The following is a 1340-nucleotide window of genomic DNA, read 5'->3' on the forward strand; positions in this document are numbered from 1 at the left end:
GGTAGTGTGCTGAGAGTTCTGCAAATTCGCCGAGAGAGGGCGGTCATGGCAGGCTGGTGATTGTTCACGTCACCGATTCCCGCGAAGGAACGCCACCATGACCAAGACTGAAGATAAATCCGCCATAGCCGCCGTCAAAGACATTCTGCTTTCGAACCCGGATGGATTGCACGAGGTGATCCGCGCGGTGATGCAGGAGGTGCTCGAGGCCGAGATGGACGAGGCGCTGGGCGCTTCGAAGAGCGAGCGCACGCCGGAGCGTCTTGGCTATCGCTCTGGCTATTACGGCCGCACGCTTGTGACGCGGGTCGGCAAGCTTGAGCTGCGGGTTCCGCAGGATCGGGCGGGCCGCTTCTCGACCGAATTGTTCGAGCGCTACCAGCGTTCCGAGCGCGCCTTGGTGGCCACCCTTGCGGAGATGTACGTGCAGGGCGTGTCGACTCGCAAGGTGAAGGCGATCACCGAGGAGCTGTGCGGTCATGCCTTCTCCGCCTCGTCGATCTCGGCCATCAACAAGCGGCTGGACGAGAGCCTGAAGGCCTTTGCCGAGCGGCCGCTTCAAGAGCCCTTTGCCTATCTCATCCTCGACGCCCGCTACGAGAAGGTGCGCGAGGCCGGCATCGTCACGAGCCAGGCGGTGCTGATTGCGGTCGGCATCGACTGGGACGGGCGGCGTCAGATCCTGGCTGTGGAGATGGCCAATCGCGAGAGCCGTTCGGCCTGGAAAGACTTTCTCGTCTCGCTGAAGGCGCGCGGCCTCAAGGGCGTCGAGCTGGTCGTGTCCGACGACCATGCCGGCCTCGTCGCGGCAATCGGCGAGGTGATCCCCGAAGCCGCCTGGCAGCGCTGCTACGTGCACTTCCTCAGGAACGCGCTCGATCATCTGCCGAGGAAGCATGCCGACGACTGCCTGCAGGAGCTGCGCTGGCTCTACGACCGGCGCGATCTCGCCGAGGCCAAAGCCGATCTCGCCGCATGGCTGTCCAAATGGTCGGGCCGCTATCCAAGGCTGACGACGTGGGTGGAGGAGACCATCGAGCGCACGCTGACCTTCTTTTGCCTGCCGCGCCAGCACCACAAGCATCTCAAGTCCACCAACATGCTCGAACGCCTCAACGAGGAAATCCGCCGGCGCACCTATGTCGTGCGCATCTTCCCCAACGCCGAAAGCTGCCTGCGCCTCGTCAGGGCGCTCGCCGTCGAGACCAACGAGAACTGGATGGAGGCCAATCGCTACATCAACATGGACGACCTGCGCGAGCACAAGAAGCTCGCCCTACGCCAAGCCGCATGACCAGCAACAGGGCCGCCCCTTTTTGCTGAACTTGACGCACACAACC

The 1340-nt window shown here is 63.4% G+C and carries 1 protein-coding gene; it reads left to right on the plus strand.

The annotated features are described in order from the left end of the window. Positions 1-97 precede the first annotated feature (97 nt). Positions 98-1294, plus strand: a complete 1197-nt coding sequence (locus RFM41_RS34030; RefSeq protein ID WP_320253516.1) for an IS256 family transposase — start codon at positions 98-100, stop codon at positions 1292-1294. The last annotated feature ends 46 nt before the right edge of the window (positions 1295-1340 follow it).

Origin of the sequence: Mesorhizobium vachelliae (genome assembly GCF_033977325.1) — a bacterium.
In the GTDB taxonomy this organism is placed as follows: domain Bacteria; phylum Pseudomonadota; class Alphaproteobacteria; order Rhizobiales; family Rhizobiaceae; genus Mesorhizobium; species Mesorhizobium vachelliae.

Coding starts and splice junctions, on each gene's coding strand:
- RFM41_RS34030 (WP_320253516.1), top strand. CDS start 98: ATGACCAAGACTGAAGATAAATCCGCCATAGCCGCCGTCAAAGACATT.